The sequence below is a fragment of the Pseudomonas sp. TKO26 genome (assembly GCF_003225665.1).
GTDB lineage: Bacteria > Pseudomonadota > Gammaproteobacteria > Pseudomonadales > Pseudomonadaceae > Aquipseudomonas > Aquipseudomonas saponiphila.
In genome coordinates this window covers 629788-653714 of the sequence record NZ_QKLN01000001.1, presented here as the reverse complement: position 1 = coordinate 653714, position 23927 = coordinate 629788, and the positions used below count along the sequence as shown (strand labels likewise).

20 protein-coding genes, 4 tRNA genes and 1 riboswitch are annotated in these 23927 nt (G+C 60.4%); of the genes, 2 read left to right on the top strand and 22 right to left on the bottom strand.

Translation table 11 applies throughout. The features are described from left to right. Positions 1 to 376: 376 nt before the first annotated feature. Together DNK59_RS03205 and phnN are read right to left on the bottom strand one after the other, a co-directional pair. Positions 377 to 453, bottom strand: a tRNA-Arg gene (locus DNK59_RS03205). A gap of 585 nt (positions 454 to 1038) precedes the next feature. Further along, positions 1039 to 1620, bottom strand: coding sequence for a phosphonate metabolism protein/1,5-bisphosphokinase (PRPP-forming) PhnN (phnN, locus tag DNK59_RS03195; protein WP_110722235.1), 582 nt, complete (start codon positions 1618 to 1620; stop codon positions 1039 to 1041). A 378-nt stretch (positions 1621 to 1998) separates the two neighbouring features. On the opposite strand from phnN, the gene DNK59_RS03185 reads away from it, so the two are divergent. Beyond that, positions 1999 to 2325, top strand: a complete 327-nt coding sequence (locus DNK59_RS03185; RefSeq protein ID WP_016968184.1) for an Arc family DNA-binding protein — start codon at positions 1999 to 2001, stop codon at positions 2323 to 2325. Between the two features lie 112 nt (positions 2326 to 2437). On the opposite strand, the gene mgtE is transcribed toward DNK59_RS03185, so the two are convergent. The 8 genes from mgtE to ltaE all read right to left on the bottom strand — a co-directional run bounded on the left by mgtE (position 2438) and on the right by ltaE (position 10270). Beyond that, positions 2438 to 3880 (bottom strand): magnesium transporter, encoded by a 1443-nt coding sequence (gene mgtE / locus DNK59_RS03180; RefSeq protein WP_092311621.1) that lies wholly within the window; start codon positions 3878 to 3880, stop codon positions 2438 to 2440. Between the two features lie 412 nt (positions 3881 to 4292). Further along, a tRNA-Arg gene (locus tag DNK59_RS03175) sits at positions 4293 to 4369 on the bottom strand. Between the two features lie 72 nt (positions 4370 to 4441). Next, positions 4442 to 4518, bottom strand: a tRNA-Arg gene (locus tag DNK59_RS03170). A 107-nt stretch (positions 4519 to 4625) separates the two neighbouring features. Then, positions 4626 to 4716: transfer RNA gene (locus tag DNK59_RS03165), tRNA-Ser, on the bottom strand. Between the two features lie 62 nt (positions 4717 to 4778). Further along, on the bottom strand, positions 4779 to 4967 hold the full coding sequence (gene csrA / locus DNK59_RS03160; RefSeq protein ID WP_002554426.1) for a carbon storage regulator CsrA: 189 nt from the start codon (positions 4965 to 4967) through the stop codon (positions 4779 to 4781). A gap of 188 nt (positions 4968 to 5155) precedes the next feature. Continuing rightward, positions 5156 to 6397, bottom strand: coding sequence for an aspartate kinase (locus DNK59_RS03155; protein ID WP_016968182.1), 1242 nt, complete (start codon positions 6395 to 6397; stop codon positions 5156 to 5158). 97 nt (positions 6398 to 6494) lie between these two features. Beyond that, positions 6495 to 9119, bottom strand: coding sequence for an alanine--tRNA ligase (alaS, locus tag DNK59_RS03150; protein WP_110722234.1), 2625 nt, complete (start codon positions 9117 to 9119; stop codon positions 6495 to 6497). Between the two features lie 146 nt (positions 9120 to 9265). Continuing rightward, the gene (gene ltaE, locus DNK59_RS03145; protein WP_110722233.1) at positions 9266 to 10270 is read right to left on the bottom strand and encodes a low-specificity L-threonine aldolase; all 1005 of its coding nucleotides are present in this window, start codon (positions 10268 to 10270) and stop codon (positions 9266 to 9268) included. Positions 10271 to 10492: 222 nt separating this feature from the next. Further along, a riboswitch (FMN riboswitch) is annotated at positions 10493 to 10663 on the top strand. A 120-nt stretch (positions 10664 to 10783) separates the two neighbouring features. On the opposite strand from ltaE, the gene DNK59_RS03140 reads away from it, so the two are divergent. Then, positions 10784 to 11293: a 6,7-dimethyl-8-ribityllumazine synthase gene (locus tag DNK59_RS03140; RefSeq protein ID WP_016968180.1), complete on the top strand. Its 510-nt coding sequence runs from the start codon at positions 10784 to 10786 to the stop codon at positions 11291 to 11293. Between the two features lie 55 nt (positions 11294 to 11348). On the opposite strand, the gene astE is transcribed toward DNK59_RS03140, so the two are convergent. The 12 genes from astE to DNK59_RS03080 all read right to left on the bottom strand — a co-directional run bounded on the left by astE (position 11349) and on the right by DNK59_RS03080 (position 23897). Then, complete coding sequence (gene astE / locus DNK59_RS03135) at positions 11349 to 12359, bottom strand: succinylglutamate desuccinylase (protein WP_110722232.1); 1011 nt, start codon at positions 12357 to 12359, stop codon at positions 11349 to 11351. 12 nt (positions 12360 to 12371) lie between these two features. Further along, positions 12372 to 12659: a hypothetical protein gene (locus tag DNK59_RS03130; RefSeq protein ID WP_016968178.1), complete on the bottom strand. Its 288-nt coding sequence runs from the start codon at positions 12657 to 12659 to the stop codon at positions 12372 to 12374. Between the two features lie 61 nt (positions 12660 to 12720). After that, positions 12721 to 14067 (bottom strand): N-succinylarginine dihydrolase, encoded by a 1347-nt coding sequence (gene astB / locus DNK59_RS03125; RefSeq protein WP_092311608.1) that lies wholly within the window; start codon positions 14065 to 14067, stop codon positions 12721 to 12723. Between the two features lie 135 nt (positions 14068 to 14202). Beyond that, entirely contained in the window at positions 14203 to 15672 is a 1470-nt protein-coding gene (gene astD, locus DNK59_RS03120; RefSeq protein WP_167365685.1) for a succinylglutamate-semialdehyde dehydrogenase, read from the bottom strand. Continuing rightward, positions 15669 to 16694, bottom strand: coding sequence for an arginine N-succinyltransferase (gene astA / locus DNK59_RS03115; RefSeq protein WP_016968175.1), 1026 nt, complete (start codon positions 16692 to 16694; stop codon positions 15669 to 15671). The genes astD and astA overlap by 4 nt, the downstream gene beginning before the upstream one ends. An 85-nt stretch (positions 16695 to 16779) precedes the next feature. Beyond that, positions 16780 to 17799, bottom strand: a complete 1020-nt coding sequence (gene aruF, locus DNK59_RS03110) for an arginine/ornithine succinyltransferase subunit alpha (protein WP_092311601.1) — start codon at positions 17797 to 17799, stop codon at positions 16780 to 16782. 132 nt (positions 17800 to 17931) lie between these two features. Beyond that, on the bottom strand, positions 17932 to 19152 hold the full coding sequence (locus tag DNK59_RS03105) for an aspartate aminotransferase family protein (protein WP_102860682.1): 1221 nt from the start codon (positions 19150 to 19152) through the stop codon (positions 17932 to 17934). A gap of 365 nt (positions 19153 to 19517) precedes the next feature. Beyond that, positions 19518 to 20498, bottom strand: a complete 981-nt coding sequence (gene argR / locus DNK59_RS03100) for a transcriptional regulator ArgR (protein WP_092311596.1) — start codon at positions 20496 to 20498, stop codon at positions 19518 to 19520. 112 nt (positions 20499 to 20610) lie between these two features. After that, positions 20611 to 21375 carry an ABC transporter ATP-binding protein gene (locus DNK59_RS03095; protein WP_011062773.1) on the bottom strand — a complete coding sequence of 255 codons (765 nt, stop codon included), beginning with the start codon at positions 21373 to 21375 and terminating at the stop codon, positions 20611 to 20613. 23 nt (positions 21376 to 21398) lie between these two features. Continuing rightward, the gene (locus DNK59_RS03090; protein ID WP_110722231.1) at positions 21399 to 22511 is read right to left on the bottom strand and encodes a succinylglutamate desuccinylase/aspartoacylase family protein; all 1113 of its coding nucleotides are present in this window, start codon (positions 22509 to 22511) and stop codon (positions 21399 to 21401) included. A 1-nt stretch (position 22512) separates the two neighbouring features. Next, positions 22513 to 23211 carry an ABC transporter permease gene (locus DNK59_RS03085; RefSeq protein WP_016968103.1) on the bottom strand — a complete coding sequence of 233 codons (699 nt, stop codon included), beginning with the start codon at positions 23209 to 23211 and terminating at the stop codon, positions 22513 to 22515. Then, positions 23208 to 23897: an ABC transporter permease gene (locus tag DNK59_RS03080; RefSeq protein ID WP_016968104.1), complete on the bottom strand. Its 690-nt coding sequence runs from the start codon at positions 23895 to 23897 to the stop codon at positions 23208 to 23210. Before DNK59_RS03080 ends, DNK59_RS03085 begins: the two co-directional genes overlap by 4 nt. Positions 23898 to 23927 lie beyond the last annotated feature (30 nt).

The following is a 23927-nucleotide window of genomic DNA, read 5'->3' as shown; positions in this document are numbered from 1 at the left end:
ACTTCAACCACTTGCGCTTTCGATCTCTCGTTAGCGGGAGGCGAATTCTACAGCGTTACACGCTGCTGTCAACACCTCTTTTCAACCGCTTTCGACCGAGAGGATCGAATCGTTAACAAGGCGAAAACACACCGCCTTAACCTCCCCCAGCGCTTCGCTCCAACAACGAAACCAAGCTATTAGGCATACAGCAGCCTCAAAGCAGCAACCAAACAATGACATTGACGTCCAGACCATAACATTGAGCAACGTAAGCGCCGAGAACATCAGGTATTGAAGAGGAGAACCAGGAGTTTGGCTAGAACGAGAATGCTACGACCAACCTTGATACAGGCGGTGACTATAAATAGGCAGAGAGAGGGGTACTCGGAAAAAATGGTGTCCCAGGGCAGGTTCGAACTGCCAACCTTCCCCTTAGGAGGGGGATGCTCTATCCAATTGAGCTACTGAGACAAAACAGCAAACGCCCGACGATGCCAGGCGCAAAGAACGGCGAGCATGTTAACGGCCGAGGCCACGTTTGTCATGTCATCCACAGGGCTTTTTGCACAAACTGCCAGAAGCGACTTGTTAGCTAAAGATCCCAGCACGCACATTGCACCACCAAAAGCCATCCTTGCAAAATGCAATTGGCCGCGCGCTCATCACCAGGCCAAGCCCTTGCCTTTTAAAAACTCATATCAAGAGCTGCTTGAGTAAGCGGATGAGGACTGCGGAGATAAAGGCTGTACACAGCGCCCTGCTTCTATTGAGTATGATCGCCATCATCGTGCTTGCGACTTTTCACTTTTAACCAGCAGCCCACGCCACCTGATTACAAGCAAAGCCTTAAGCCGCACCTGGCGAGGCTTTCTGACAGCATCATCAGCAACCCAGCACCAAACAAAACATACGCTGGACTCTCTAAAAAGCTTCAGAAGCCTGCTTGGCGCATTTCCGCCTTGCTACTACCTGACGACTCACTAGAAAATGCTGCACTGATTATCTGCGACTCAATGCTCGGCCTGTCCCTGCTAGCACTTCTCGCCGGACGCAAGATCAAGTTTGACCCGGCACTGGGTTGACACCCTGCTCACGGAGTATGGCTAACAGACGCACCAGAGTAGCCTCAAGCTCGCCCGAATTATCCAAGCGTATGACACGCTCTTCATCCAGCCAGGTAGCACTAACAAACTGCTGGTTGCGCTGCAGACGACGCTCAATCTCCGACAGGCTTTCCCTGGCACGACGCAGCAAACGCCGGCGCAGCACTTCGTTATCGACCGTCAGAACGATCGGAATCAAATCGGGATAGCGTTCTCGCGCCTGACGCAAATACCCTCGGGAACCATTGACCAGAACATTTCGCCCCCGTGCCAGCCAAGTATCAATCTGCCTGGGAATGCCATAACCCAGACCGTTGGCACGCCAGAACAAAGCAAACTCCCCCAAAGTCACACGACGCTCAAACTCCTCGGACGTAACTTCGAGCGCCTCCTCACCCACAGACTCAGCCGAGCGGGTGATCACTCTTTTTGCCACCTCACACCCCAATCTACGGATAGGCTGCCTGGCAGCATCAATCAAGCTATCCTTGCCAGCCCCAGAGGGCCCCATCAGATAAATCACTCTACCCGGCATAGGTCGCCGTCCTGGGCAGCCCAACTAGTAAATCGGCCATTTGCCACTATCCTCTAACAAGTAGGGATTACGCTTTCACCCGCATAGCATGCACGTTCGCCCGTGCACTGACACTCCCGTCGGATGGGAGAATGCGGCCCACAATGTGGAGTCGGCGATCTTTTCAAACCAGTCCGCATTTCTGATAATTGGTGCTGGCATAACGCCTTTATCCAGTTCAATATTTGTCACAGAATTGACGCCAAGGATCTGGCAATTTTGAGGCATGATGCGGGCCTCTTAACAATTCAGGTTGAACATTTGGCAATACGGCTTGTCCTAAAAGACAGCTCGCGGCCAATTCCGAGAACCGCTCCCCTGAACTAACCGGTTAAAAATATGCGCCCATTGAAACAGGCAATTTATTCCAGCCGTACGGCTGACAAGTTCGTCGTACGTCTACCCGACGGGATGCGTGAACGCATTGCCGAGGTGGCTCGCAATCATCACCGCAGCATGAACTCCGAAATCATCGCGCGCCTGGAACAGAGTCTTATTCAGGAAGGCGCCTTGGGTGAAGAGCTGAGCATGCGCCTGGACAGCCCAGAGCTGTCCTTGCATGAGCGCGAACTGCTTCAACGTTTCCGCCAACTTTCACATCGCCAGCAAAACGCGTTGGTTTCACTGATAGCCCATGACGCTGAAATGGCCGCAGACGCCAACTGACTGCTCCCAGAATACTCAAGCCAGCCTAGTTGCTGGCTTTTTTTTGCCTGCGATAAAAACAACGAAGCGCCATTAAAGGCGCTTCGCGAGGTTACCCATATACAAAGGAGAGTCAAAGCAGGAAGATCGTCGCCAGACCGAGAAAGATAAAGAAACCACCACTGTCGGTCATTGCCGTAATCATCACGCTGGCACCCATTGCCGGATCACGCCCCAGGCGCGCCAGAGTCATGGGAATCAGAACCCCCATCAAGGCTGCCAGCAACAGGTTCAAGGTCATCGCAGCAGTCATCACCACTCCCAGCGACCAACTCCCGTAGAGCATATAGGCAACCGCACCGATCACCCCTCCCCAGACCAGGCCATTGATCAGAGCCACCGCCAGTTCCTTGCGCATCAGGCGCGACGTATTACCGGTACTCACCTGATCCAAGGCCATGGCCCGCACGATCATGGTGATGGTCTGATTACCCGAGTTGCCGCCAATACCGGCAACAATCGGCATCAAGGCCGCCAGGGCTACCAGTTTCTCGATGGAACCTTCAAACAGACCAATCACACGCGACGCAACGAACGCCGTGATCAGATTGATGGCCAACCAGGCCCAACGGTTGCGCAGGGATTTCCAGACCGAGGCGAAGATATCTTCCTCCTCGCGCAGACCCGCCATATTGAGGACTTCGGTTTCACTTTCCTCGCGAATCAAGTCGACCATTTCGTCGATGGTCAAACGGCCGATCAACTTGTCATTCTTATCGACTACAGGAGCAGAAATCAGGTCATAGCGCTCAAATGCCTGAGCCGCGTCATAGGCATCCTCATCAGGATGAAAGCTCACCGGATCGCTGGCCATGACCTCAGAGACTTGCTTATCCGGATCATTGACCAACAGGCGCTTGATCGGCAGCACCCCCTTGAGCACACCGTCGTAATCCACCACGAACAGCTTGTCGGTATGACTTGGCAGCTCCTTGAGCCGACGCAGGTAACGCAGCACCACTTCGAGACTGACATCCTCGCGGATCGTCACCATCTCGAAGTCCATCAACGCACCGACCTGCTCCTCGTCATAGGACAGCGCAGAGCGAACACGCTCACGCTGCTGACCATCGAGAGCCTCCATCAGCTCATGGACAACGTCTCGCGGCAGCTCAGGAGCCAGGTCAGCAAGTTCGTCAGCGTCCATCTCCTTGGCCGCAGCCAGGAGTTCATGATCATCCATGTCGGCGATCAAGGTTTCACGAACGGAATCGGATACTTCGAGAAGAATGTCGCCATCGCGCTCGGCCTTGACCAATTGCCAGACGGTCAGGCGCTCTTCTAGCGGTAAGGCTTCAAGGATGTAAGCAACGTCGGCAGAGTGCAGATCATCAAGCTTGCGCTGCAACTCGACGAGATTTTGCCGATGAACCAGGTTCTCGACCCGATCGTGGTGGTGACCTTCCTGACGATGCGTCAGATCTTCGACCACCCGCTGGCGCTGCAGCAGCTCGACGACTTGAGCGAGACGGTCTTGCAGGCTTTCCTGCGTCTTCTTTACTTCTACTTCGGTCATAGGCGAACTCCACTCCCAGCAGAGGAGCACGCCGGAAGGATCAATCAGTCAGTTCATGATTGTGAAAACGGGATACTGAATAACTACTGGGTAAGTCCATGGAGGTATTCCACAAGCCCCGGCGGGGCTGACGGGCGCAATGATACACCCCTTGGCAGCTTTAAACGTTAAAAAATCGTGGCAAGAACAAGCGCTTGCGGCACAAACCTAAGCAGCGTCCGAATCTGTGAAACTGCGACGCCCCAGCAAAAAAAGAAAACACATACCAACAGAAAAAACCTTTAGGCAGGCGCGTCATTCGACTGCCGGCGAAGCAAGCCGTTCCAGCCCCAAAAAACACAAGAAGAGAGATAGATGGATAAATCGCACAAAGCAAAAAGCCCGCATCTTTCGATGCGGGCTTTCTGTTGTATGGTGCACTCGACAGGATTCGAACCTGTGACCGCTCGGTTCGTAGCCGAGTACTCTATCCAGCTGAGCTACGAGTGCATTTTGTGTTTTTAGACCAGACCACAACTGGTTGAAGCGGAGTTAACTACATCACTGCAACTAACTCTTAAATGGTGCACTCGACAGGATTCGAACCTGTGACCGCTCGGTTCGTAGCCGAGTACTCTATCCAGCTGAGCTACGAGTGCATTTGTTGCCGCGCATTATAGGCCGTTAAATCTCTTTGTCAAGCACTTTTTCTAGTAATTTCAACAACTTACAGAAGAAGCCAGATTACAACGTACTAAGCAAATAATGGCGGAGAACGGGGGATTCGAACCCCCGACACCCTTTTGAGGTGTACTCCCTTAGCAGGGGAGCGCCTTCGGCCACTCGGCCAGCTCTCCGCAACACGGGGCGTATATTAACCAGCTTTCTCCCCGTTTGCAAACAAAAAAAACGATAAAAATTAATGGCTTGGTTCTTCGTCCTTCTCTTTCTTTATCCGCAGGTAAATTTCCTCACGGTGAACCGCCACTTCTTTGGGGGCGTTGACACCAATACGCACTTGATTACCTTTGACGCCGAGCACGGTCACAGTGATCTCGCCATCACCAATGATCAGGCTTTCTGCGCACCGACGAGTCAGAATCAGCATACCTATCTCCTCACGCATTACATTTTCAGGGACTACAGTCTGCAAAAAAAAGGGTGTCGGCCTACAACCAGGGCGGCTGCAGTCCTACACGCCTAAGTATTGACTAGCACGGGCAAAAGAACAGTTTTCTCCCGTGCCGATCAAAAACACAAAGGGCGCGGTCAGACCGCGCCCCTTTCAAACACGCATCACTCGCCCTGTCGGGCCGGAGCGTCGAGCTCAAACGCAGTGTGCAGCGCACGTACCGCCAACTCCAGGTACTTCTCTTCAATCACCACCGATACCTTGATTTCGGAAGTGGAGATCATCTGGATGTTGATGCTTTCCTTCGCCAGGGCTTCAAACATCCGGCTGGCTACGCCCGCATGAGAGCGCATGCCAACGCCAACGATCGAAACCTTGGCAATATCGGTATCACCGACCACTTCACGGGCACCGATCTCGCGTGCGGTGTTTTCCAGCACGGTCTGGGCAGCCAGGTAGTCGTTGCGGTGAACGGTGAAGGTGAAGTCGGTGGTGTTATCGTGCGAAACGTTCTGCACGATCATGTCGACTTCAATGTTCGACGCGCTGATCGGGCCGAGAATCTTGAAGGCCACGCCAGGATTGTCTGGCACGCCACGGATAGTCAGCTTGGCTTCATCGCGGTTGAAAGCGATGCCGGAAATGATCGGCTGTTCCATGGATTCCTCTTCATCAATAGTAATGAGGGTGCCCGGACCCTCCTGAAAGCTGTGCAACACGCGCAGCGGAACGTTGTACTTGCCAGCAAACTCGACCGCACGGATCTGCAACACCTTGGAACCGAGGCTGGCCATTTCCAGCATCTCTTCAAAGGTGATCTTGTCCAGGCGCTGAGCCTTGGGCACCACGCGCGGGTCAGTGGTGTAGACGCCGTCCACATCGGTATAGATCTGGCACTCGTCAGCCTTCAGGGCCGCCGCCAGCGCCACGCCGGTGGTGTCAGAACCGCCACGCCCCAAAGTGGTGATGTTGCCGTGCTCATCCACGCCCTGGAAACCGGCAACCACGACCACACGACCCGCCTTAAGATCGCTGCGAATCTTCTGATCATCAATCTGCAGGATTCGCGCTTTATTGTGAGCACTGTCGGTGAGGATACGCACCTGATTCCCGGTGTAAGACACCGCAGGAATACCGCGCTTGATCAATGCCATGGCCAGCAAAGCGATAGTCACTTGCTCGCCAGTGGACACGATCACATCCAGCTCACGGGGAACCGGTATGGCTTCGCCACTGATCTGCTTGGCCAGATCGATCAGGCGGTTGGTTTCGCCACTCATCGCCGACAGCACAATCACCAGGTCATCGCCGGCTTCGCGGAACTTCTTCACCTTGTCGGCGACCTGCTCGATCCGCTCCACAGAGCCGACCGAAGTGCCTCCAAATTTCTGTACGATCAAAGCCATTTTCTAAGCCGCCTCAGCCCGTAAAGGGGCGCCCGTTAAACAATCAAACTGCACAGCGCAAGGACCCGCCACTAGACGACGGGCCCGGCTCGGCGCCTTAAATGCCCTGCTCGACAAATGGCACGGTCAAGGCCAGCGCGGCATCCAGTGCAGCAGCATCAACACCACCACCCTGAGCCATGTCTGGACGACCGCCGCCCTTACCGCCCACTGCCGCAGCGGCTTGCTTCATCAAATCACCGGCTTTGAGTTGGCCAGTCAGGTCCTTGGTTACACCGGCAACCAGTACGACCTTTTCCTCATGGACACTGCCGAGCAGGATCACTGCGCGGCCGAGTTTGTTTTTCAACTGATCCACCAACGCCAGCAGCGCCTTGCCGTCCTGGCCGTCGAGGCGCGCAGCCAGCACCTTCACGCCCTTGACGTCTGCCGCCTGAGCGGACAGATCGTCACCGGCAGCGCTGGCAGCCTTGGCCTGCAACTGCTCAAGCTGCTTCTCCAGCAGACGATTGCGCTCCAACACCGCCGACAGCTTGTCGATCAGGTTGTCACGGCTGCCCTTGACCAGGGTCGCCGCTTCCTTGAGTTGTTCTTCCGCAGCGTTCAGGTACGCCAGGGCCGCAGCACCGGTGACCGCTTCGATACGCCGCACACCGGAAGCCACACCGCCTTCGCTGGTGATCTTCAGCAAGCCGATGTCGCCAGTACGATTGGCGTGGATACCACCGCACAGCTCCACCGAGAAGTCGCCGCCCATGCTCAGCACGCGCACGCTGTCGCCGTACTTCTCGCCGAACAGCGCCATGGCGCCCTTCTTCTTGGCGGTATCGATGTCGGTTTCTTCGGTTTCCACCGCCGTATTCTTGCGAATCTCGGCGTTGACGATGTCTTCCAGGGCCTTGATCTGCTCAGGCTTGATCGCTTCAAAGTGGCTGAAGTCGAAACGCAGGCGCTGACTGTCCACCAGCGAGCCCTTTTGCTGAACGTGCTCGCCCAGTACCTGGCGCAGCGCAGCGTGCAGCAAGTGGGTGGCCGAGTGGTTCAGCGAAGTGGCGTGACGCACATCGGCGTCGACCTGGGTTTCAACTGGAGCGCCTACGATCAGGCTGCCCTTGGCCAGCACGCCGTGATGCAGGAACGCACCGCCGGTCTTGGTGGTGTCGCGCACATCAAACCGTGCACTACCGGCCTGCAGGTAACCGCAGTCGCCGATCTGACCACCGGATTCAGCGTAGAACGGGGTCTGGTCAAGCACCACAACGCCTTCTTCGCCTTCATTAAGGATGTCTACCGACTGCCCTTCCTTATAGAGGGCAACCACTTTGGCCGAACCGCTGGTGGCCTGATAGCCGGTGAACTCGGTGGCTACATCAACCTTGACCAGGCTGTTGTAGTCCATGCCGAAGGAGCTGGCGGAGCGTGCACGCACGCGCTGAGCTTCCATTTCGCGCTCAAAACCTTCCTCGTCGAGGGTCAGGTTGCGCTCGCGGGCGATATCGCCGGTCAGGTCCATCGGGAAGCCGTAGGTGTCATACAGCTTGAACACCACGTCGCCCGGTACCACCGAGCCCTTGAGCTCGGCCAGATCCTGCTCGAGGATCTTCAAGCCCTGCTCCAGGGTCTTGGCGAACTGCTCTTCCTCGGCTTTCAGCACGCGCTCGATATGCGCCTGCTGGGATTTCAGCTCAGGGAAGGCTTCCCCCATCTCGGCCACCAGGGCGGCAACGATCTGATAGAAGAAGCTGCCCTTGGCCCCCAGCTTGTTGCCGTGGCGGCAAGCACGGCGAATGATTCGACGCAGCACATAACCGCGACCTTCATTGGACGGCAGCACACCATCGGCGATCAGGAAGCCGCAGGAGCGGATATGGTCGGCCACCACTTTCAGCGAGGCCTGGGCATCGTTGGTGCAACCGATGGCCTTGGCCGCGGCATCCAGCAGGCTCTGGAACAGGTCGATTTCATAGTTCGAGTGCACGTGCTGCAGCACTGCGCTGATCCGCTCCAGGCCCATGCCGGTGTCCACCGACGGCGCAGGCAGCGGATGCAGAACGCCATCGGCGGTGCGGTTGAACTGCATGAACACGTTGTTCCAGATTTCGATGTAGCGGTCACCGTCCTCTTCCGGCGAGCCGGGTGGGCCACCCCAGATATCGGCGCCGTGATCGTAGAAAATCTCGGTGCAAGGACCGCAAGGACCGGTATCACCCATGGTCCAGAAGTTGTCCGAAGCGTAAGGCGCGCCTTTGTTGTCTCCGATGCGCACCATGCGCTCGGCCGGCACCCCGACCTCTTTGGTCCAGATGTCATAGGCTTCGTCGTCGCTGGCGTAAACCGTGACCCAGAGTTTCTCTTTCGGCAGGTTCAACCACTTGTCGGACGTCAGGAAGGTCCAGGCGAAGGTGATGGCATCGCGCTTGAAGTAGTCACCGAAGCTGAAGTTACCCAGCATTTCGAAGAAGGTGTGGTGGCGAGCGGTGTAACCGACGTTTTCCAGGTCGTTGTGCTTGCCACCGGCGCGGACGCACTTCTGGCTGCTGACAGCGCGGGTATAGGCGCGCTTTTCCTGGCCCAGGAAGCAGTCCTTGAACTGGTTCATCCCCGCGTTGGTGAACAGCAAGGTAGGGTCGTTGCCTGGGATCAAAGAGCTGGAGGCTACACGGGTGTGGCCTTGCTCTTCGAAGAAGCGAAGGAAGGCTTCACGGATTTCTGCGCTTTTCATTAGGATCTTCCACGGAGACTGCGGCCAAAGGCCTGTGCGCAACGTCAACAGACGAAACGACGGCAAAGGGCCGCATTATATCGGCGTTAATCACTTGGTACAGCGTGTTTGTACGATACAAACAGTCAATTGGACGGAGAACACTGTCAGTTACGAGAAAACTCGGCAAAAGTGCTCACCACCTGCTCGATTTGCCCGGCATCAACGTCCAGATGGGTCACCAGGCGCAAGCGTGACGCCGCACTGAGCCTGATCCCCCGCTCGGCGGCGAACGCCTTGAGGGCTTCGGCCCGCTCTCCCAGCTCTACGTACACCATGTTGGTCTGCACCGGCTCGACACTGTAGCCGGCCCGGCTCAACCCCTGAGCCAGCAACTGTGCATGCGCATGGTCATCCGCCAGACGCTGCACCTGATGCTCCAGGGCATAGAGTCCCGCCGCCGCCAGCCCACCCGCCTGGCGCATACCCCCACCCAGCATCTTGCGCAGGCGCCGCGCCTTGCCGATCAGCGCTGCGGAGCCGCACAACACCGAACCCACAGGCGCGCCGAGCCCTTTGGACAGGCACACCGATACCGAGTCGAAGTGCTCGGCGATCACCCGGGCATCCACCCCCAACTTCACCGCCGCGTTGTACAACCGCGCGCCATCCAGGTGCAGGGCCAACCCCCGCTCCTGGGTAAAGGCCCGGGCCCGGGCCAGGTAGGCCAGGGGCAGCACCTTGCCCTGCATGGTGTTCTCCAGGGCCAGCAAGCGCGTGCGGGCAAAATGAAAGTCGTCCGGCTTGATCGCCGCCGCCACCCGCTCCAGGTCGAGGGAGCCATCGGCCTGCAGCTCCAGCGGCTGGGGCTGGATCGAACCCAATACCGCTGCGCCACCGCCTTCATATTTGTAGGTGTGAGCCTGCTGACCAACGATGTACTCGTCGCCCCGCTCACAGTGGGCCATCAATGCCAGCAGATTGCTCATGGTGCCGGAAGGCACGAACATGGCCGCGGCAAACCCCAGGCGCCCGGCCAGTTCGGCCTCCAACTGATTGACCGTCGGGTCTTCACCGTAGACATCGTCTCCGGTACGGGCGCGCGCCATGGCATCGAGCATGCCCGGGGTCGGCTGGGTCACGGTGTCACTACGAAGATCGATCAAACTCATCACATCAGGCTCCGGCTACAGGGGGACATCAGGGCCCAGGCTTGGACAGGGGGAATTCCCTGTCAAAGCGAATTACTGCGGCCCTGTGGACGATTAATCAAGCAGCAACTGTAGAAAACCTTGCGCCACAGGATGAAAAATCCGATGAACATTATCCAAAAGGCGCGATGCTTCCCCGCCAGATCTGTGTTAAAAACTCACCGCCCGAGAAAACCCTCGGGCAATCGTTCTCAGGGCGGGGTGCAATTCCCCACCGGCGGTAATTGCGCGCAATGTGCATAGCCCGCGAGCGCTTGGTGACACCCGTGGCAAGTCCACAGGTGCCGACAAGGTCAGCAGACCCGGTGTGATCCCGGGGCCGACGGTCATAGTCCGGATGAAGAGAGAACGGGATTGGCGCCAAAGGGCCGTAGCCGGGCAGACGTGGATCATCCACGCGGTCTCTGCGCGTACCCTTAAATCCCATTCGATTCATATACGCCCTGTTTTTCATACAAACAGGAGTCAGAACAGATGCAACCCACCGCAATCGATAGCAAAGGCAAACACCACCCCAACGAGCGTGTCGCCTTCATCCAGGCTTGCTGGCACAAGGAGATCGTCGACCAGAGCCGTCAGGGCTTCGTCGCCGAAATGCTCGCTCAGGGTTACCAGGAATCCGATATCGACTTCTTCGAGGTCGGTGGCGCCTTCGAAATTCCCCTGCACGCCAAGCTGCTGGCCAAGACCGGTCGCTACAGCGGCATCGTTGCGGCGGGCCTGGTGGTGGACGGTGGCATCTACCGTCATGAGTTCGTCGCCCAGTCGGTGATCAGCGGCTTGATGCAGGTGCAACTGGAAACTGAAGTACCCGTGTTTTCGGTAGTGCTGACCCCGCATCACTTCCATGCAGGTGAAGAGCATCAGAAGTTCTTCTTCGAGCACTTCGTGCACAAGGGCCAGGAAGCGGCGAAGACCTGCGCCGACACCCTGCACAAGCTGCGCGCCCTGCGCCGCAATGAGCAGCGCGCGGTCGCGGTTTAAGCGTTAGCCTCACCGACAAGCCGGTCCCTGCGAGGGGCCAGCTTGCCGGTGAACCTCAGGCCAGGCCGTCGGCCGTGGTCGGCACGATCAGAATCCCGGCACGCAAGCCGTTCTTGACCTTGGGGTTGGGAAAAATGATCCGCGCCCCCTTCTCCTCGATGACCCAGCGGGTCTGAGCAATATCCTCGGCCAGCAGGTAACCCACTTCCAGCTCGGAAAAGTTCTCGACGTCCGCCGGCAGGTGCAGGTGGAAGCTGTCGCTGTGCTTGATGACTTCCCGCGCCACGCTGAACAGTTGCAGGCCGTCGAGGCTGTCCTGCTCTGGCTCGGGTTCGCTGCCGTCGATGATCTGCTTGAGGCGGGTTTCCAGGCGCTCGACATTGACCCCCTGGTTCTGCCCGAACGGCCGTGCCTTGCCCAACTCCAGGGTGAAGGATTCGGCCCCCAACTGATCATAGGTGTAGGCGCTGAAGACAATGGATGGCTTGTTCTGCAACAGCACCGCTTGCATGCCGGCCGCCCGCAGGCGCGCCAGTTCACGCCGCGAATGCTGGCGGCCCTGCTTCCAGGGATACAGGGCGAACTGTTCGATCTTCGAGCCGCGGATCGCCGTATGCAGGTCGTAGTGCAAGCGCTGGCGATCCGGCAGGCTGAAGAAACTCGCCGCCAGACGCTCCAGCTCACAGGCACGCAGGGCTTCGACACCACTGCTCGATTCATGTCGGCCATTGAACAGCCGGTTGACGTCCTGCTCGACAAAACGCTCGCCGCGGCGCATGGCCTCGGGGTTGCCGAACAGGAACAGGATACGGGCGCGGGGCTTCAGGTCGCCCCGGGCGATGTCGTGCAACAGACGGTCGAGCAGCTCGATGGGAGCCGTCTCGTTGCCATGGATGCCCGCTGACAGCAGCAGGTCCAGACCGTTGCCGCGAGCTTCGGGCGGCCGCACTTCCAGCGCGCCCTCGCTCAGCCAGCGCATGCGCACGCCGTCGACAGTCAGTTGAGTCTTCTCCGCCGGTTCACGGCCGGCGAGGGTCAGTTCAAGCAGTTTGCCGAGGGCGAGCATAAGGCGGCTTCCTTAGTGAGCGTGGCCGCAGTCGGGGCCATGCACGTGATCATCGTCACCGGCGTCGGCCGGCTCCATTTCCAGTTGCAGGCTGACCAGGTTGGTCGCCAGCGGGCGCAGCAGCAGGCTGGCGTATTCGTCGTCACCCTCCTCCACATCCACGCCGATCAGCAGTTGGCCGCGGCCGTCCTGTTGAATCCATACTTCCTTGCCCTGCCACAGCACCGCGAAACGGGTGCAGGAGGTTTGCAGTTGGGTGCCGTCGCTGTCTTCAAGGATCAGCTGCAGGGTATCGCTCATGGGGGTCGTTCTCGTCTGGGGTGAAGCGGCACGCCCGGCCGAGTGGGCCGGGCATGGGCTTTCAATTGATCTGGAAGGGATAAACCGCGCCCAGTTTAAGGATTTGCGTCAGTTCATCCAGTGCCGTCCGGCATTCAAGCAGCAGTTGCGGGTCCGCCAGATCGCTTTCGCACAGACGGTCGCGGTAGTGCTTGCCAACCCATTGGGTCAGGGTGTCGTACAACGGCGCGGTCATGATAACCCCGGGATTGACCGCCGCCAGCTCGGTTTCATTGAGGGCCACTCGCAGGCGCAGGCAAGCCGGGCCACCGCCGTTCTGCATGCTCTGCTTGAGATCGAAGACCTTCACTTCACGGATCAGCCCACCGGAGCTGGTGAGGCTTTGCAGGTACTGCCAGACACGCTCGTTGCCGCGGCACTCCTCGGGCACGATCAACAGCATCGAACCATCGGCGCGGGACAGCAGCTGGCTATTGAACAGGTAGGAACGCACAGCGTCCTCCACCGTCACCTGCGCGCGCGGCACGCAGATCGACTGGAAGTTGCCGCCGCGCTTGCCCAGCTTGCCCTGCAGTTCGGCCAGCATCTTGTCGGTCTCGAGGAATGCATCCTCGTGATAGAACAGCACCTCGCCATTGCCCACCGCGATCACATCGTTGTGGAACACGCCCTGGTCGATCACCGCCGGGTTCTGCTGGGCGTAGACCACGCCCTCCTCGCTCAGGCCATGCAGGCGAGCCACGGCTTGCGAGGCTTCCAGGGTCTGGCGTGCCGGGTATTTCTGCGGCGCCGGGTAACGGGTATCGAACGCGCTGCGACCGAAGACGAAGAACTCGACACCCGCCTCGCCATAGTCACGGCAGAAGCGCGTGTGGTTGGCCGCGCCCTCATCGCCAAACTGCGCCACCGCCGGCAAGGCCGCGTGATGAGCGAAGTGTTTCTGGTCGGCGAACATCGCGCCCAGCACGCGACTGGTGGTCGGGTGCTCGATGCTGCGGTGGTATTTGCAGTTCAGGTTGGCGGCGGTGAAGTGCACGCGACCGTCGGCGGTATCGGCACTCGGGCTGACCGTGGCGGCGTTGGCCACCCACATGCTCGACGCCGAGCAACTGGCGACCAGCAAGGGCATGGCCTGCTTGGCGGCTTGCTGGATGACCTGCGCGTCGCTCCCGGCAAAACCCAGGTTGCGCAGGGCCGCCACATCCGGGCGCTCTTGCGGGGCAAGCACACCTTGCTGGAAGCCCATGTCCATCAGCGCTTTCATTTTCGCCAGGCCTTGCAGCGCCGCTTCCTTGGGGTTGGAGCCCTGCTGGCTGTTGCTCTGGGAGGCCACGTTGCCGTAGGACAGGCCGCCATAGTTATGGGTCGGCCCCACTAAACCGTCAAAATTGACTTCATAGGATTTCATCAGCGAGGCTCCACGAATCTGTTTGTTATAGGCATCGATATCTACACAGGGCGAGCGTTTCGCGCTCGTTCGCCGGCCAGCCAACTCCCACCCAAATCTGTAGGAGCCGGCTTGCCGGCGAAAAGGCCCCGCAAATCAGGACAAGCGCACACCCGGCGTCAACGCGCTCGGCAGCACCAGGCTCGGGGTTTCCAGGGAAGCCACCGGGTACGCGCAGTAATCCGCCGCGTAATAGGCACTGGCCCGATGATTGCCCGAAGCGCCCACACCACCGAAAGGCGCGCTGCTGGCGGCGCCGGTCAGTTGCTTGTTCCAGTTGACGATGCCCGCCCGGCTTTCCAGCCAGAACTGCTGGTAACGCTCGGCGGAATCAGACAACAGACCGGCAGCCAGGCCGTACTGAGTGTTGTTGGCCTCGGCGATCGCCGCATCGAAATCAGCGTAGCGGATCACCTGTAGCAGAGGCCCGAACAGCTCTTCATCGGGACGCTCAGCCACCGCCGTGACGTCCAGAATCCCCGGCGTCAGCAAGGCCGCCTGAGCCTGGGGCTGGGTCATTTCCAGCAAGGCCACGGCGCCATTGGCCAGCAGTTGCCGTTGCGCATCCATCAGCGCGCGAGCGGCGCCCAAGGAAATCACCGACCCCATGAACGGCGCCGGCTGCTGGTCATAGGCACCGACATCGATGCTCGCGCTGACCGCCACCAGGCGCGCCAGCAACGCATCACCCCAGGCGCCTTGCGGCACCAGCAGGCGGCGGGCGCAGGTGCAGCGCTGGCCGGCCGAAATGAAGGCCGACTGGATGATGGTGTACACCGCGGCGTCCAGATCAGCGACCTGATCCACCACCAGCGGGTTGTTGCCACCCATTTCCAGGGCCAGGATCTTGTCCGGGCGCCCGGCGAACTGTTGGTGCAGATGATTGCCGGTACGGCTGGAACCGGTGAAGAACAACCCATCGATACCCGGATTGGCGGCCAGGGCGATGCCGGTTTCCCGGGCGCCTTGCAGCAGGTTGAGAACCCCTGCCGGCAAGCCGGCTTCGATCCAGCACTGCACCGTCAGCTCGGCGACTTTCGGCGTCAGCTCGCTGGGCTTGAACAGCACGCTGTTACCGGCCAGCAACGCGGGAACGATGTGCCCGTTGGGCAGGTGCCCAGGGAAATTGTAAGGACCGAACACCGCCACCACGCCGTGGGGCTTGTGTCGCAGCACAGCGGTGGCGTCGCCCAGCGGGCCGCTCTTCTCGCCGGTGCGCTCGCGGTAGCTCTGCACCGAGATGGCGATCTTGTTGACCATGCTGGTGACTTCGGTGGCGGCTTCCCACAGCGGCTTGCCGGTTTCCTCACCGATGCAGCGGGCCAGTTCGTCGGCCCGCGCCTTGAGGCTGGCGGCAAAGGCTTCGAGCACGCCGATGCGCTCTTCCAGGGAACGCTTGGCCCAGGCTGGAAACGCTTGGCGGGCGGCCTGCACGGCGCTCTCCACTTGCGCGGCCGTGGCGCCGTTGCCGGACCAGATAACCGCCTGGGTCACCGGATTGACTGAGGTGAAGGCTTCGCCCTGGCCTGCCAGCCATTGGCCAGCGATGTACAGCGTGCTCATTATTTCGACTCCCGAGAAGCAGACAGCGGAACCGCGCGGACCTGGTCGCCGGCGTTGAGTTGCAGGCGCTTGGCGGTCAGGGGATCGACCACCAGGGTGCCCGCGGCAAAACGTGCCGGCGCCGCGGTGATGCGGCAGTCCTCGCGCTTGCGGTTGTGGATCAGGAACGGCGTGGCGTCGTCGCCCGGGGTGCCGATGGCCAGCACCAGCGCCTGGCTGTCACGCACCGCGCGGATCTTGCTGGTTTCGCACTCCACCGCCGGACCGGCATCGAAGATGTCGACATAGCCCTGGTAACTGAAGCCTTCGCTCTTGAGCATGGCCAGCGCCGGCTCGGTGTCGGTGTGGACCTTGCCGATCACGTTGCGCGCATCCTCGGACAAAAAGCAGGTGTACAGCGGGAACTTGGGCATCAGCTCGGCGATGAACGCCTTGTTGCCAACCCCGGTCAGGTAGTCGGCCTGGCTGAACTCCATCTTGAAGAAGTGCCGGCCCAGGCTTTCCCAGAACGGCGAGCGGCCGTTCTCATCGGACATGCCACGCATCTCGGCAATGATCTTGTTGCCGAACAGTTGTGGGAACTCGGCGATGAACAGCATCCGCGCCTTGGCCAGCATGCGGCCGTTGAGGCCAGTGCGGTAATCGGCGTGAAGGAACAGCGAGCACAGCTCGGAGTTGCCAGTCAGGTCGTTGGCCAGGAACAGCGTGGGGATCTCGCGGTAGATGTTCAGTTCCTGGGAGGCGCTGACCGTCAGGCCGACCCGGAAGTTGTACCAGGGCTCGCGCAGCCCGACGGCACCGGCGATGGCGGAAATCCCCACCACCCGGCCGTTGTCGTCTTCCAGCACGAACAGATAATCCGCATCGCCGCGCTCGGCTTCGCCGCGAAAGGTCTTTTCCGCCCAGCCGACCCTGTGGGTCAGGCGCTCTTCGTTGGCCGGCAAGGTGGTGAGGCCGGTGCCGGTGCTGCGGGCCAGGTCGATCAGCGCGGGTAAATCGCTGCTGCGTACGGGACGAACGATCATGCTATCTCCTCAGACGCAGGCCGCTGATGGCCTGCGCGAAACTCGCTGCTTTCCAGGCATGCTTTCCAGGTCGTGGAAGCAGGCTTTAAACCGCCACCAGACGCACGCTGGCACCTTCACCGACGCCCAGGGCTTCGGCCGTTTGCAGATCCAGGGTTACCGGTTTGCCCGGGGCGTAATCCAGCTCCAGCAGTACCGCGCGGTAATCCTGCAGCTGGCCGTTGGACACCAGGTACTGACGACCGCCGCCCTTGAGCGCCTCGCCGATCTTCACCGGCACCACGCGGCTCTGGGCAATCGAACGAATCCCCGAAACCCGTGCATGCAAGGTCGGGCCACCGTCGAAAATGTCGATGTAGTGATCGGTTTCAAAACCTTCGCGCATCAGGATGTCGAAGGTGATCTGCGCCCGCGGGTGCACCTGGCCCATGGCTTCCTGGGCCGCGTCCGGCAGCAGCGGCACGTAGATCGGGTAATGCGGCATCAGCTCGGCGAGAAAGGTCCGGCTCTTGAGGCCGCACAAGCGCTCGGCCTCAGCGTAGTTGAGGTCGAAGAAGTTGCGCCCGATGGCATCCCAGAACGGCGAATCACCGTGCTCATCGCTATAGCCGACGATCTCGGTCACCACCGAATCGGCGAAACGCTCCGGGTGACTGGCGACGAACAGCAGGCGGCCGCGGGAGTTGAGCTCCGACCAGGGTGACCCCACCAGCTCCGGCACCACGTAGAAACTGGTCAACAGGCTGTTGCCGGTCAGGTCGTGGCACTGGGACAGGACATGAATCTTGTTGTGAATCTTCAGCTCGCGGGAGGCGTGGACGAAGGTTTCATTGCGAAAGCTGTAGAACGGCTCGGAATAACCGGCGGACGCGACGATGGCCGAACAGCCCACCAGCTTGCCGCTGTCGGTATCTTCGAGGACGAAGAAATAGCTTTCCTCACCGTTGAAGCTCACCTCGGCGGCAAACGAAGCCTCGCTCGCGGCGATCTTGTCGCGCAGGCGATCCACATCATCCGGCAAGGAGGTGACACCAATCGGGCTGTCTGCAGCCAGACGCTGTACCTCGCCCAGATCAGCCATTTGCGCGGGGCGCATCACCAGCATGGTGTCACTCCTTACTCTAAAACAGGTCGGAAACCGTCCGACGCAGGGAAAAAAATGCCGGGACAGCCCGGCACAGGAATTGGGCTCGACACCGGCTGCAAAAGCCGGCGCCGAGGAGTACTGCAACCTGGATCAGGCTTGAGTCAGTTTCGCCACGGCACGCTCGAAGCGGTCCAGGCCCTCGTCGATATCGGCGTCTTCGATCACCAGGCTCGGAGCGAAGCGCACCACGTCCGGACCGGCCTGCAGGATCATCAGGCCTTCTTTCTCGGCGGCGTTGAACACGTCCTTGGCCTTGCCTTTCCAGGCTTCGCTGAGCACGCAACCGAGCAACAGGCCCAGGCCACGGACTTCGGTGAACAGGCCGTACTTCTCGCCGATCTGCAGCAGGCGGGTCTTGAAACGATCGTGCTTGGCTTTCACGCCATTGAGCACTTGCGGGGTGTTGATCACGTCGATCACCGCCTCGGCCACCGCACACGCCAGCGGGTTGCCGCCGTAGGTGGTGCCGTGGGTGCCGACCACCAGGTGCTTGGCCAGCGCTTCGGTGGTCAGCATCGCCGCGATCGGGAAACCGCCGCCCAGGCTCTTGGCGCTGGTGAGGATGTCCGGGGTCACGCCGTAATACTGGTAGGCGAACAGCTCGCCGCTGCGGCCCATGCCGGTCTGCACTTCGTCGAACACCAACAGCGCGTTGTGCTGATCGCACAGCTCGCGGGCGCCTTGCAGGTAGGCCAGTTCGGCCGGCAGCACGCCGCCCTCACCCTGAATCGGCTCCAGTACCACGGCGCAGGTCTTGTCAGAAACCGCGGCTTTCAGGGCAGCAAGGTCGTTGTACGGCACATGGGTAATGCCGGTGATTTTCGGGCCGAAACCGTCGGAGTACTTCGACTGGCCGCCAACGTTCACGGTGAATAGGGTACGGCCGTGGAAGCTGTTGAGCGCGGCGATGATTTCGTACTTCTCGGCACCGAAACGATCGTGGGCCACGCGACGGGCCAGCTTGAAGGCGGCCTCGTTGGCTTCCGCACCGGAGTTACAGAAGAACGCGCGCTCGGCGAAGGTGGCGTCGATCAGCTTGTGGGCCAGGCGCAGGGCCGGCTCGTTGGTGAAGACGTTGGACACATGCCACAGCTTGTTGGCTTGCTCGGTCAGAGCTCCCACCAGTGCCGGATGGGCGTGGCCCAGTACGTTGACCGCGATGCCGCCGGCGAAGTCGATCAATTCCCGACCCGACTGATCCCAGACTCGGGACCCCGCGCCGCGCACAGGAATGAAGGCCGCAGGTGCGTAGTTGGGAACCATCACCTGGTCGAAATCGGCGCGTTGCACCGGAGCTTGCTCAACGGACATCGGAGTCTCCTGAAGAGGAACACCCGCCTGGAACTGGCGAGCGATGGAGGGATTGTAAGGACAGTTTTGTGCCCGGCCTTGTCGCCAAGCGACAACTTCTTATAGCGCCAACCCCGGTTTTACGCGGGTTTATGGCAATGCGACAAATAGCGTCGCAAAGGCGCAGTTTAAACTGCGCAGGGCTCTAGCGGCAGATTCAGCGGGCATTTCGCCCAAGGTAATTATCCAGGTAGTTAGACGGCAACCCGGCACCATTTCTGTAGCGGCTATCGAGATTTAGAAGGGTGTGGCGCACGGGCGTGCTGCACTGGGCATAACGAGCTGCCCGCGCGATTCGCCGGCAAGCCGGCTCCTACAGGGCCAGGTCAGCCGCGTTCGGAGGGAACCGATGAGAGTTCGAACGGGCTGCTGCTGCGCCGTTGATTGCGATCTTCACGCGGGGTAGCGCCAAAGAAGTTGCGGTAGGCGCTGGAGAAGTGCGGGCCGGAGGAGAAACCACAGGACAGGCCGATCTGAATGATCGACTTGCTGGTCTGCATCAGCATCTGCCGGGCCTTGTTCAGGCGCAGCTCCAGGTAGTACTGGCTGGGCACGCGGTTCAGGTATTGCTTGAAGATCCGCTCCAACTGACGACGGGATACACAGACATGCTGGGCAATCTCGTCGGTGGTCAGCGGCTCCTCGATATTGGCCTCCATCAGCAACACCGCCTGAGTCAGCTTCGGATGGCTGGAGCCCAGGCGATTCTGCAGCGGGATGCGCTGGCGCTCGCCACCTTCGCGGATGCGCTCCACTACCAACTCTTCCGACACAGCCCCCGCAAGTTCGGCGCCGTGATCACGCGCCAGCACCGCCAGCAACAGGTCCAGCACCGACATGCCACCGCACGCGGTCAGGCGATCACGATCCCAGTCGAACAGGTGACTGGTGGCGATGACCTTGGGAAAACGCTCGGCGAAATCATCCTGCCAGCGCCAGTGCACCGCCGCCCGATAACCATCGAGCAGACCCAGTTGCGCCAAGGGATAAACCCCGGCAGACAGCCCGCCGATCACACAGCCGGCACGCACCAGCTGCTTTAGCGCGCTGCTGAGCCCGGCGCTCATCGGCGCGGGCGGCTCGTCCGCCAGCAGGAACAGTTTCTGGCACCCTTCCAGCTTGCCCGCCCAAGGCTCGCCCGGCAGTTGCCAGGCGCCTTCGGCCGGGGCTTCGGCCTGCAGGAACGCCAGCTCATACACCACTTCCGGATGCACCCGCTGAGCAACACGCAAGGCCTCCTCGGCCAGCGCCAGCGTCAAGGCTTTAGTGCTGGGCCAAATCAGGAAACCAATTCGATGGGCAGTCATGGCGGGCAATCCGAAACGAAAACAGTGTTAGAAGCCAAGGGTGACAGCACCAAGTTAGATCATCTGGCGCGCGGTGCGCAGCATGACCTAATTTGGTGCACAACGGCAGTGATTACTTGAGGCTACCGGAGAGGAATTGTTGCAAACGTTCTGATTGCGGGTTCACCAGCACTTCCCGCGGGTTGCCGCTCTCTTCCACCACACCCTTGTGCAGGAACACCAGCTGGTTGGAGACTTCACGGGCAAAGCCCATTTCGTGAGTCACCACCACCATGGTCCGGCCTTCCTGGGCCAGGGCCTGCATGACCTTCAACACGTCGCCCACCAGCTCCGGGTCCAGGGCTGAGGTCGGCTCGTCGAACAGCATGACTTCCGGCTCCATGGCCAGGGCCCGGGCAATGGCCACGCGTTGCTGCTCGCCGCCGGACATGTGCCCCGGGTAGGCATCCTTGCGGTGCGCCACACCCACCTTGGCCAGGTAATGCTCGGCCTTCTCGCGAGCTTCGGCCTTGGACACACCCAGCACGTGCACTGGCGCTTCCATGATGTTTTCAATCGCGGTCATGTGCGACCACAGGTTGAAATGCTGGAACACCATCGACAGGCGCGAACGCATGCGCTGCAGCTGCTTGGGATCGGCAGCCTTGAGCGCGCCGTCCTTGTTGGCCACCAGCTTCAACTCTTCGTTGTTCAGCAGGATCTTGCCAGCATGGGGCTGCTCCAGCAGGTTGATGCAGCGCAAAAAGGTGCTCTTGCCCGAGCCACTGGAGCCGATGATGCTGATCACATCGCCGGCGGCGGCCTTCAGGGACACGCCCTTGAGCACTTCGTGACTGCCATAGCGCTTATGCAGGTCTTGGACTTCAAGTTTGTACATGCGGTCGGTTCTCACAAAAACAGTCAGTCGTTGAGCAAGCGCCCGTGACGCAGCGCTTCGCGCCCCGCCACCTTGGCCAGCCAGAAACCGGGTTGGGCATAACGCAGCCGCTCAACGGCGAACAACACGCCGCTGGTGCCAGCACACACCGTACTGACCCGATCGGATAGGGGATCAATCACTTCAAAAATCGGCTCGCCGACTTCCACCCAGCTCCCGGCCGGACGCAGAAAGCTCACCACGCCGGGGTGCGGCGCATACAGCAACTCGGTGCCTTCAAAGGGCATGGCCTCGCAGGCATCGCGCCCGGGGGCCGGCCACTCACCGGCAATCAGCCCCTGCTCGGCCAGGAACGCCAGGATGCCTTCGGCATGCGCCTGGGCCTCAATGCCCCCGGTATCCGCCTGACCGCCCAGTTCCAGCGTCGTGGCCAGGCAGGCCAGGGGAATCGCCGCCTCAGGGAACTGTTGCGACAGACGCAACCAGGGCAGCGAACAGGCTTCATCGAACGAACTGCCACCGGAATCCTCCGCCAGCAGGCCAACCTTCACATCCAGATGCGCCGCCAGCGAGCGCCACTGCGGCCAGTGCTGCGGCAAGGCATACATGTGCAGCGCCGCCTCGGTATCGCAATGCAGGTCCAGCACCACATCGGCCGTGCAGGCATGACTCAGCAGCACCCGCTGCATGCCCTGCAACTGACTGGCAGCCGGGGGCAGCTCGGCCAGCACCGCGCTCATTGCCTCACGGATCAAGCGCACGTTGGCGTGGGGGTCATCCCCCAGAGCGCCTGCCAGACGCTGGGCCGCGGGCGCGCTCAACTCGACGAAATCACGGTTGAAATTCTTGCCGCTGCCGGCCTCGAAACGCCCCTGGTGATTGCCTTGCAGCAACTGCCCCAGACCCAACGGATTGGCCACCGGGACCAGCTCGACAACACCGTTGAGGGCGCCCTGGGCCTCCAGCTCGGCCAGGCGCTTTTTCAGCTCCCAGGCGGTGCGCATGCCCGGCAGTTCGTCAGCATGCAGGCTGGCCTGGATATAGGCCTTGCGCTCGCCGCTGCCGAAACGGAACACCGAGATACTGCGCTCGCAGCCCAGATGGCTCCAGGGCAATGGATGATCGATACGCTGCATATCAGTGCTTCCGCGGTGCCAGGTAGCGCAGCCAGCGGCCTTCGGCCAGCTTGAACAGGCGCACCAGGATAAAGGTCAGGCACAGGTAGAACACGCCGGCGGTGATGTAGGCCTCGAACGGCAGGTAGTACTGCGCGTTGACCGTGCGCGCCGCACCGGTGATGTCGATCAGGGTCACGATGGACGCCAGACTGGTGGTCTGCAGCATCATGATCACTTCGTTGCTGTACTGCGGCAGCGCACGGCGCAGGGCCGACGGCAGGAGAATGCGGCGGTACATCTTGTAGCGCGACATGCCCATGGCCTTGGCCGCCTCGATCTCGCCATTGGGCGTGGCCCGCAGGCTGCCGGCGATGATTTCCGCGGTGTAGGCGCTGGTATTGATGGCAAAGGCCAGGCAGGCGCAGAAGGTTGCGCTGGACAGCCAGGGCCAGAGGAAACTCTCGCGCACCGCCTCGAACTGGGCCAGGCCGTAGTAGATCAGGAACAGCTGCACCAGCATCGGCGTGCCGCGGATCACGTAGGTGTAGAGCCAGGCCGTCATGTTCACCAGCGGCTGCTTGGAAACCCGCATCAGCCCCAGGGGCAAGGCCACCAGCAAGCCGAAGAACAGCGACAGGGCCAGCAGTTTCAAGGTGGTCAGCAAGCCGCTGAAGTACAGCGGCAAGGCGTCATAGATGACGTTGTAGTCGAAGATCATAGATCAGCCGCCCTTACGCCTACCGAGTAGCGCTTCTCAAGGTGACGCAATGCCAGCAACGAGACACTGGTGATCACCAGGTACATGGCCGCCACTGCGAGGAAGAAGGTGAAAGGCTCACGGGTGGCATCCGCCGCCTGCTTGGCCTTGAACATCATGTCTTGCAGGCCCACCACCGAAATCAGCGCGGTGGCCTTGGTCAGCACCAGCCAGTTGTTGGTGAAGCCGGGAATCGCCAGGCGAATCATCTGCGGCACCATCACCCGGAAGAACACCTGGAAACTGCTCATGCCATAAGCCATGCCGGCTTCCGCCTGCCCCTTGGGGATCGCCATGAAGGCACCACGGAAGGTTTCCGACAGATAGGCACCGAAGATGAATCCCAGGGTGCCGATACCGGCCGCCAGCGGATTGAGGTCGATGTAGTCGTCGTAGCCCAGCAGCGGCGCGACACGGTTCAACAAGTCCTGGCCGCCGTAGAAGATCAGCAGGATCAGCACCAGATCGGGAATGCCACGGATCACCGTGGAATACAGGTCACCAAGCCAGGCCAGCCAGCGCACCGGCGAGAGACGCAGGGCGACCCCGATCAGACCCAGAACGATGGCCAGGGCCATGGACGACAAGGCGAGCTGAAGCGTCAGCCAAGCGCCATCGAGGATGACAGCCCCGTAGCCTTTCAACATGATTCAGGTCCTCGAAAATTGGGATGAAAA

What these genes read in the sequence shown, in the direction of transcription:
- DNK59_RS03130 (WP_016968178.1), bottom strand. Translation starts at nt 12,659, where the DNA reads ATGAGCGATACCCTGCAGCTGATCCTTGAAGACAGCGACGGCACCCAA.
- astB (WP_092311608.1), bottom strand. Translation starts at nt 14,067, where the DNA reads ATGAAATCCTATGAAGTCAATTTTGACGGTTTAGTGGGGCCGACCCAT.
- DNK59_RS03105 (WP_102860682.1), bottom strand. Translation starts at nt 19,152, where the DNA reads ATGTCCGTTGAGCAAGCTCCGGTGCAACGCGCCGATTTCGACCAGGTG.
- mgtE (WP_092311621.1), bottom strand. Translation starts at nt 3,880, where the DNA reads ATGACCGAAGTAGAAGTAAAGAAGACGCAGGAAAGCCTGCAAGACCGT.
- DNK59_RS03095 (WP_011062773.1), bottom strand. Translation starts at nt 21,375, where the DNA reads ATGTACAAACTTGAAGTCCAAGACCTGCATAAGCGCTATGGCAGTCAC.
- astE (WP_110722232.1), bottom strand. Translation starts at nt 12,359, where the DNA reads ATGCTCGCCCTCGGCAAACTGCTTGAACTGACCCTCGCCGGCCGTGAA.
- DNK59_RS03080 (WP_016968104.1), bottom strand. Translation starts at nt 23,897, where the DNA reads ATGTTGAAAGGCTACGGGGCTGTCATCCTCGATGGCGCTTGGCTGACG.
- aruF (WP_092311601.1), bottom strand. Translation starts at nt 17,799, where the DNA reads ATGCTGGTGATGCGCCCCGCGCAAATGGCTGATCTGGGCGAGGTACAG.
- DNK59_RS03090 (WP_110722231.1), bottom strand. Translation starts at nt 22,511, where the DNA reads ATGCAGCGTATCGATCATCCATTGCCCTGGAGCCATCTGGGCTGCGAG.
- DNK59_RS03140 (WP_016968180.1), top strand. Translation starts at nt 10,784, where the DNA reads ATGCAACCCACCGCAATCGATAGCAAAGGCAAACACCACCCCAACGAG.
- phnN (WP_110722235.1), bottom strand. Translation starts at nt 1,620, where the DNA reads ATGCCGGGTAGAGTGATTTATCTGATGGGGCCCTCTGGGGCTGGCAAG.
- argR (WP_092311596.1), bottom strand. Translation starts at nt 20,498, where the DNA reads ATGACTGCCCATCGAATTGGTTTCCTGATTTGGCCCAGCACTAAAGCC.
- astA (WP_016968175.1), bottom strand. Translation starts at nt 16,694, where the DNA reads ATGATCGTTCGTCCCGTACGCAGCAGCGATTTACCCGCGCTGATCGAC.
- ltaE (WP_110722233.1), bottom strand. Translation starts at nt 10,270, where the DNA reads ATGAGTTTGATCGATCTTCGTAGTGACACCGTGACCCAGCCGACCCCG.
- DNK59_RS03155 (WP_016968182.1), bottom strand. Translation starts at nt 6,397, where the DNA reads ATGGCTTTGATCGTACAGAAATTTGGAGGCACTTCGGTCGGCTCTGTG.
- DNK59_RS03185 (WP_016968184.1), top strand. Translation starts at nt 1,999, where the DNA reads ATGCGCCCATTGAAACAGGCAATTTATTCCAGCCGTACGGCTGACAAG.
- alaS (WP_110722234.1), bottom strand. Translation starts at nt 9,119, where the DNA reads ATGAAAAGCGCAGAAATCCGTGAAGCCTTCCTTCGCTTCTTCGAAGAG.
- csrA (WP_002554426.1), bottom strand. Translation starts at nt 4,967, where the DNA reads ATGCTGATTCTGACTCGTCGGTGCGCAGAAAGCCTGATCATTGGTGAT.
- DNK59_RS03085 (WP_016968103.1), bottom strand. Translation starts at nt 23,211, where the DNA reads ATGATCTTCGACTACAACGTCATCTATGACGCCTTGCCGCTGTACTTC.